Annotated in this window: 4 protein-coding genes; 3 read left to right on the top strand and 1 reads right to left on the bottom strand. The window is 49.2% G+C overall.

Annotated elements, in window-relative coordinates; genetic code table 11:
• Window positions 1-15 precede the first annotated feature (15 nt).
• From E3J62_08000 to E3J62_07990, 3 genes are read left to right on the top strand one after another with little or no spacing between them, the layout of a single operon-like run.
• The gene (locus tag E3J62_08000) at window positions 16-3,171 is read left to right on the top strand and encodes an efflux RND transporter permease subunit (GenBank protein ID TET45282.1); all 3,156 of its coding nucleotides are present in this window, start codon (window positions 16-18) and stop codon (window positions 3,169-3,171) included.
• A 15-nt stretch (window positions 3,172-3,186) separates the two neighbouring features.
• Window positions 3,187-5,124: a PAS domain S-box protein gene (locus E3J62_07995; GenBank protein ID TET45281.1), complete on the top strand. Its 1,938-nt coding sequence runs from the start codon at window positions 3,187-3,189 to the stop codon at window positions 5,122-5,124.
• A gap of 20 nt (window positions 5,125-5,144) precedes the next feature.
• On the top strand, window positions 5,145-5,834 hold the full coding sequence (locus E3J62_07990) for a hypothetical protein (GenBank protein TET45280.1): 690 nt from the start codon (window positions 5,145-5,147) through the stop codon (window positions 5,832-5,834).
• Between the two features lie 174 nt (window positions 5,835-6,008).
• Here E3J62_07990 and E3J62_07985 read toward each other — a convergent pair whose 3' ends face one another.
• Window positions 6,009-6,587 (bottom strand): flavin reductase family protein, encoded by a 579-nt coding sequence (locus E3J62_07985; GenBank protein ID TET45279.1) that lies wholly within the window; start codon window positions 6,585-6,587, stop codon window positions 6,009-6,011.
• Between the last annotated feature and the right edge of the window lie 2 nt (window positions 6,588-6,589).

Genomic DNA, 6,589 nt, shown 5'->3' with positions numbered 1-6,589 from the left:
TATTTTTGTGGGTAATTGCTTGACGATAGGTCAAGCACGGGTATAATCATTTTTCCATCTGAACCCACAGAGGAAACCGTGTCTATCTTTACCTTTTCAGCGAAGAACCCTGTATTAGTGAACATGATAATGATAGCTCTCATCGTCATGGGCGCCTACTCATTCATGCAACTGCCCAGGGAGATACAGACTGAGATCAAGTTTAACTGGGTGTTCATAGTAACAGTCTATCCCGCAGGGTCTCCGGAAGAGATAGAAAAGCTGATCACCATCCCCATTGAGGATGAGATATCGGACGTTGAGGACATAGACCTCCTTTCTTCCACCTCCACCGAGAATTCCTCATTCATCAGCATAAAATTCGTTGACCTGAGACAGAACGAATTCGACAAAAGGTTCAATGACCTGAGAGTAGAACTCGACAAGGTGAAGAATCTGCCAGAGGACGCAGAAGATCCGTATATCTTTCAGCTCAAGACTTCCTCGTGGTTTCCTGTGCTTAACATTGTCCTTTCCGGTGATCTCCCGGAAAGGGAGATGAAGCGGATTGCTGATGATCTGAAAAAAAGAATCCGTGATATCACAGATGTATCCAGGATTGAGGTGGCGGGAATCAGGGAGAGGCAGATATGGATAGAGGCCGACCCAGAAAAGATGGGTGCGAGCAACATCGCTCTTCTACAGCTTGCAGAAGCGGTAAGGACCAAAAACCTGAGTCTGCCAGCGGGCCGAATGAAGGCGGGCCGGATGGAATATGTGGTGAGGACAGTCGGCGAACTTCACAGCGCGGACGATATATCCAGGCTCACAATATTTGACCATCCTGAGACGGGAAAAGCGACTATTAGCGATTTCAGCAGGGTGACTGATACGTTCGAAGAGAAGAGCACCATATCCAGATTTGATGGTAGGAACAGCATAACCCTCTCCATATTCAAGAAGACCAAGGGGAATGCAATAACCGTCAGCGACAAGGTGAAGCAGATAGTCAAAGAAGTGGAGAAGACCCTTCCCAAGAGAGCAAGAATAGCTATTACAAGCGACTATTCCATATCCATCAAGGAGATACTCACAAAGCTGGAAGTAAACGCTGTCATGGGATTCATTTTTGTCGTCATTTTGCTTTTTCTTTTACTGGGTGGTAGGAATGCTATCTTTGCCGGAATCGGAATACCAGTGACACTGCTCTCAGCATTTCTTTTCATGAATATATACGGTGAGTCTCTCAACGGCAACTCTCTCTTTGCGCTGGTGCTTGTCCTGGGAATGCTGGTGGACGATGCGGTGGTGATAATAGAAAACTGCCACCGGTACATGCAGAAAGGGCTTTCGCCTCTTGATGCGGTCAGAATCGGAGCGCCGGAGGTGGCAGTTCCCGTATTCGCGTCTGTCTTGACCACAATGGCTGCTTTTCTTCCTTTGATGCTTATGCCCGGCATCATCGGTGCTTTCATGAGAATTATCCCCATAGTCGTGTGTCTGGCCCTGGCCGCCTCACTCTTTGAAGCCTTTGTTATCCTCCCAGCCCACATTGCCCACTGGGGAAGACCAGGCTCAGGTGGTCTAAGACGGGTCGACAAGCTCTTCTCTGCGCTCAAGAATGGATATGGAAGACTGCTCATCAAGGTTCTGAGGCGTCGCTACCTGGTGGTGGGGCTGGTTGCTTTGCTGGCCGTGGCGTCTGCCGGGATGATCCCCCTAATCGGAGTGGACATGTTCGCTGATGAAGACATAGCGATGTTCTTCATCAACATTAGAATGCCGGTCGGAACCCGCCTGGCCACCACGAACAATGTTGTGCGCAGAGTTGAAGAGATTTGCATGGCCCTTCCAGAGAACGAGTTAGAGAATGTTATCGGAAATGTCGGCATCCTACAGCATGAAGCCGGCGTGAACATGGAAACTAACCTCGGCCAGGTAATCGTCGACTTGACACGGGAAAAATACAGAAGAAGAAGTGTTGATCAAATAATCAACGGAATCAGACCTGAGGTCGAGCAGATACCGGGCGTCGTTTCAATCGATTTTTCCAAGGTAACTGGTGGCCCACCTACGGGCAGCCCGGTTGAAATAAAGGTAAAGGGCAAGTACCTCGACACCCTGGAAATCGTCGCCGAAAAAGTCAAAAACCAGTTAAAGACGATGTCCGGAGTATATGACATAAGAGACGATTTCGATCCCGGAAAGGAAGAGATAAGAATAGTCGCCGATAAAGCAAAAGCAGCAGCAATGGGCTTGGACACGTATACGATAGCCAGGACTGTCAGAATCGCACTTGCCGGTGTTGAGATATCCAGCATCATGGATGGTGATGAAGAAGTAAAGGTCATCCTCAAGCTGCCTGAGGACTGGAAAGAGGACATAACAAACCTGGAGAATCTGGTTGTTAGTAGTCGAGAAGGAAAACCTGTAGCACTAAAGAACGTTGCAAACTTCATCATTACGAGAAGCTACTCTGAGATACACAGATTTGAGAAAGACAGGGCCATAACAGTCAGCGCGAATGTGAACAAACGAAAAACCTCTGCCGCGAAGGTGAACACGAAAATACTGGACAATTTCACAAACATCAACACACGATTTCCAGGATACTCCCTCGATTTCCGAGGCGAGTTCAAGGAGTTCCAACAGGCCTTCTCCAGTCTGGGAAGACTATTCCTTATCGGCATTCTGCTCATCTTCATAATTCTAGGTGCTCAGTTCCGTTCATGGCTGCAGCCCCTCATCGTGATAGTCACAGTACCCTTCGCTTTCATCGGGGCCACCTTCGGTCTCATGGTCACAGGGTACCCTTTTAGTATAGTGACACTTTTCGGTATGGTTGGCCTTGCTGGAGTGGCGGTCAACAGTGCCATCGTACTGATAGACTTTATCAACAAGACAAGAGAGAAGGGAAGCAACCCCTGGTTGGCCATTGTCAGGGCTGCGAAGATAAGGCTGCGACCTATCCTGCTCACATCGGCCACCACAATATTTGGGCTCCTCCCCATGGCCCTGGGGCTTGGCGGAAAATCCGCCACCTGGCAGCCTCTCGCAAGCACAATCGTATGGGGACTGGCTCTTGGAACCTGTCTCACGCTCTTCGTGATTCCAGCGGTGTATGGGATCTATGTGGACTTGACGAAAAGATTCGAGAAAACTTCAAGCCAAGGAGGTTTGGAGCCGAAATGAAACAGCCGTTTTCCCTTGAGCTCCAAGAGAATCGGCCGCACTTTTGTCCTTGACAGAATGGAAATGAGAGGGATAATAGATTATTCGCCGTCATTTTTTGGGGCCAAGATGAGAAAGAGGACTTCACGCCAGGAGAGCGCCGACTATTTTCGGGGCCTGATCAATAATTCCCAGGTAGCCATAACAGTCGTTGACAAGAATGGAAATCTGACCCTTTTCAGTCAGGGCGCAGAAAAGCTGACCGGATATCCTGCAAAAGAAGTGCTGGGAAAATCTATCTCTATGTTCTATCCAGATGAGAAGGCTCTCCAGGGGATGCAGGAGACTCTCCTCAAAAAGGGAAAGCTCGAGAACTACGAAACTGAAATATTGACAAAGGATGGCCCTAAGGTGCCTATTCTCATCTCCTTGTCTCTCCTCAAGGACCGTGATGGCAACCCCTCTGGTTCAATAGGTGTGTGTACTGACATGACCAAAATGAAGCAGGCCTCCGAGTCGTTTCACCACCTTGAATGCCTGTACGCTGACACCATTGCCAATATTGATGAGGCCATCTTCATTATGGATACCGATCTCAACATTCTGGACGCAACCGACAAGGTTTCCGAGCTAAGCAGGGGCAGGCTAAAGAGGACCGACTTGATAGGTAAGAATCTGAGAGACCTCTTTCCCCTTGTGCTAGGCAAGAAACTGGCGAAGAAGTATTGCAAGGTGATCGAAACAGGGAAGCCGGTGAGAACCACCGAGGCTGTTGAATTCGAAGGCCAGAAGCTTTACTACGATGCAAGAAGACTGCCCATCAAGGACAAGAGCGGGAATATCACAAAGCTGATAGGAGTTTTCAAGGACATAACCGAGGCCAAGCGAATGCAAGAGGAGATGCTTGCTCGCAATAGAGAACTTTCAGTGTTGAATGACGTTGCCGCAGCTGTAAATCGCTCACTCAAGCTGGATGAAGTACTTGGTGCCGCATTGGACAAGTCAATGAAGATCCTGGGAAAGTGCCAAGCAGGCTTGTTTTTGTACGACGAAGAAAGCCAGCGCCTGAAGATGGCAGCTTCCAGGCGCATTCCGTCTTCGGTCCTCGATGACGAATCGCAATTCTCGCCGGAAGATTGTCTTTGCGGCCAAGCGTTTCGCAAGGGCGAGCTCCTGGATGTAAAAGGTTACGCCAAAGACAACAGGTTCAAAGGAACGGAAAAAGAGTCTGATAGGGTCATCATAGTGCCCATCCCTTACCACGACAGAATTCTCGGTGTGATGTTCTTCTACCCAAACAGGGGATACGAACCCACCGAGGCAGAGCTCCGCCTCCTCACTGCGATCGCGCACCAGATTGGAGTAGCTATTGAGAATGCATATCTGTACAAGAAACTCGAGGACAGCTATCTTGAGACAATCAAGGCCCTGGCATTTGCCCTGGATGCAAAAGATCCTTACACTCGGGACCACTCAGAAAAGGTCCGCCAATGGTCGCTCTTGATCGCTGAGAAGCTTGGCCTGGGTAAAGACCAAGTACGCGACATCAACTTCGCCAGTCTACTTCATGATGTCGGTAAATTAGGAACAAGTGAACTGGTGCTTAACAAGCCGGGAGAACTCACGGATGAGGAGTACGAAGAGGTAAGACAACATCCGCACGCCGGAAGTGAACTGCTCGCCAGCATCCCGATACTGAAACATGCCAGGAAAATAGTCCTTCACCATCATGAATTCTTCGGCGGCGGAGGCTATCCCAAAGGCCTTAAGGCCAATAAGATACCACTAGGTGCCAGAATCATCGCCATTGCCGATGCATTTGAAGCAATGACTGCTGACAGGCCATACAGGGAGGCAATGAACATAGAGGCCGCAAAGAAGAGATTGAGGGCATTGGCTGGCTCACAGTTCGACCCCGAGGTTGTCGAGGTCTTCCTTTCTCTTCTTGCTGATGAAGAAGCGGCGGGCGCCTGACAAGGCACCAAAGGACTGGGATGAGAGAAAAACAGTCACCTACCCAGTTCACAGACAAGGTTGCTCTACTCTTTCTTCTTCTGCTTTCTGATCCAGAAAGGAAGTGGCACGTACACGACTTCCGGCGGGAGGGGATCAGTATGGGTTGGGCATCAGAGATACTCTCCGCGCTTCACGATTCCCACCTTGTGGAAAGGGAATATCGGGGAAAGTTCAGCTACACCACCCTGGTCAGTCCACAGAGGCTTATTGGAACATGGACAGAGCGATATTCATTTTCCATGAACCGTCAATACAGCTTCCGCTCCGTGCAGAAGAACATACTCTCCGAACTGAAGACTGCCTGCAAAAAAGAGAAGAAGCCCCCATACGCATTGACACTCCACACAGGAGCAAATTTTCTTGCGCCCTATGTGAAGTCACCGGCGGTCCACGCTTACCTGGAGGCGAAGAGTTTCGGGAGAACCCTGGCCTTCCTCAAGAAAGCCCTCGATCTGAGGCAGGTCATGGATGGAGGAACGATAAACTTCTATGAACCTTTCTATAAAGAAGCAGTATTCAAGAATACCCGTATCTTAAGGGGCTTTAGAGTGGTCTCCAACCTTCAGCTCTATCTAGACCTCTTCCACCATGGCTTGAGAGGCTACGAGCATTCCACCCATCTCAAGCATACGCTGGAGGAGCAGAGAATCAGCCTCTGGTCAAAATAGACAACTCTTCACCCCGTTAGATAATATGCTGTCATCTCAATCAAGAGCTTTATCTTTCTTGGAAAACAGGGAGTTGTCAGAATGATTGCTCTTGTCATTGGCCATATCTAACGGGGTAAACAAATCCGAAATCCCAACACCAAAACGCACCGTTTTGAGTTTTGAAATTAGGATTTACGTTTGAGCAAGTTTCTTTCTGTCCAGGAACCTCAAGTCCTTTTCGGCTACAGTGGCATATGTCTCTTTGCCCAGATAGAGGCTGGGCTTAAGAGAGCTCAGGTTGAGAACACCTTCTTCAGAAATCACTCCGGCCTTTCTGTGCACGCACACTATCTCTCCCACAATCCACTCGTGATCGCCAAATGCCTGCTTGCCGTACAATTTGCATTCATATGCAGCGTATGCCTCATCAAGTATTGGTGCAGACACTATGTCGCCCTTGTGTACTTTCACACCAAACTTCTGGAACTTATCCACATCCCTACCAGAACACCCTCCGAATTGGGCGAAGACCTCTGCTTTCTCCAATGGCAGGAAATTCACCGCGAACTCGCCGGCATCAATGACCATTGAGTGACTATGCCTTTTGGAAGCTATGGAAATTCCGTACAGAGGAGGGTTGAATGACACCGGACTCACCCACGCTGCTGCCATTCCGTTGTCTTTGCCACGGGAGTGAACGGTTATCACTGCCACAGCCATAGGGCTGTGCCTGTAGAACTCGCCTATCTGCTCGCCCTTCAATTTCTCCATCC

The sequence above is a fragment of the candidate division TA06 bacterium genome (genome assembly GCA_004376575.1).
Lineage (GTDB): Bacteria > Hydrothermota > DG-26 > E44-bin18 > E44-bin18 > E44-bin18.
The sequence above is the reverse complement of the archived record's forward strand: the minus strand, read 5'-3'. Positions and strand labels throughout refer to the sequence as shown.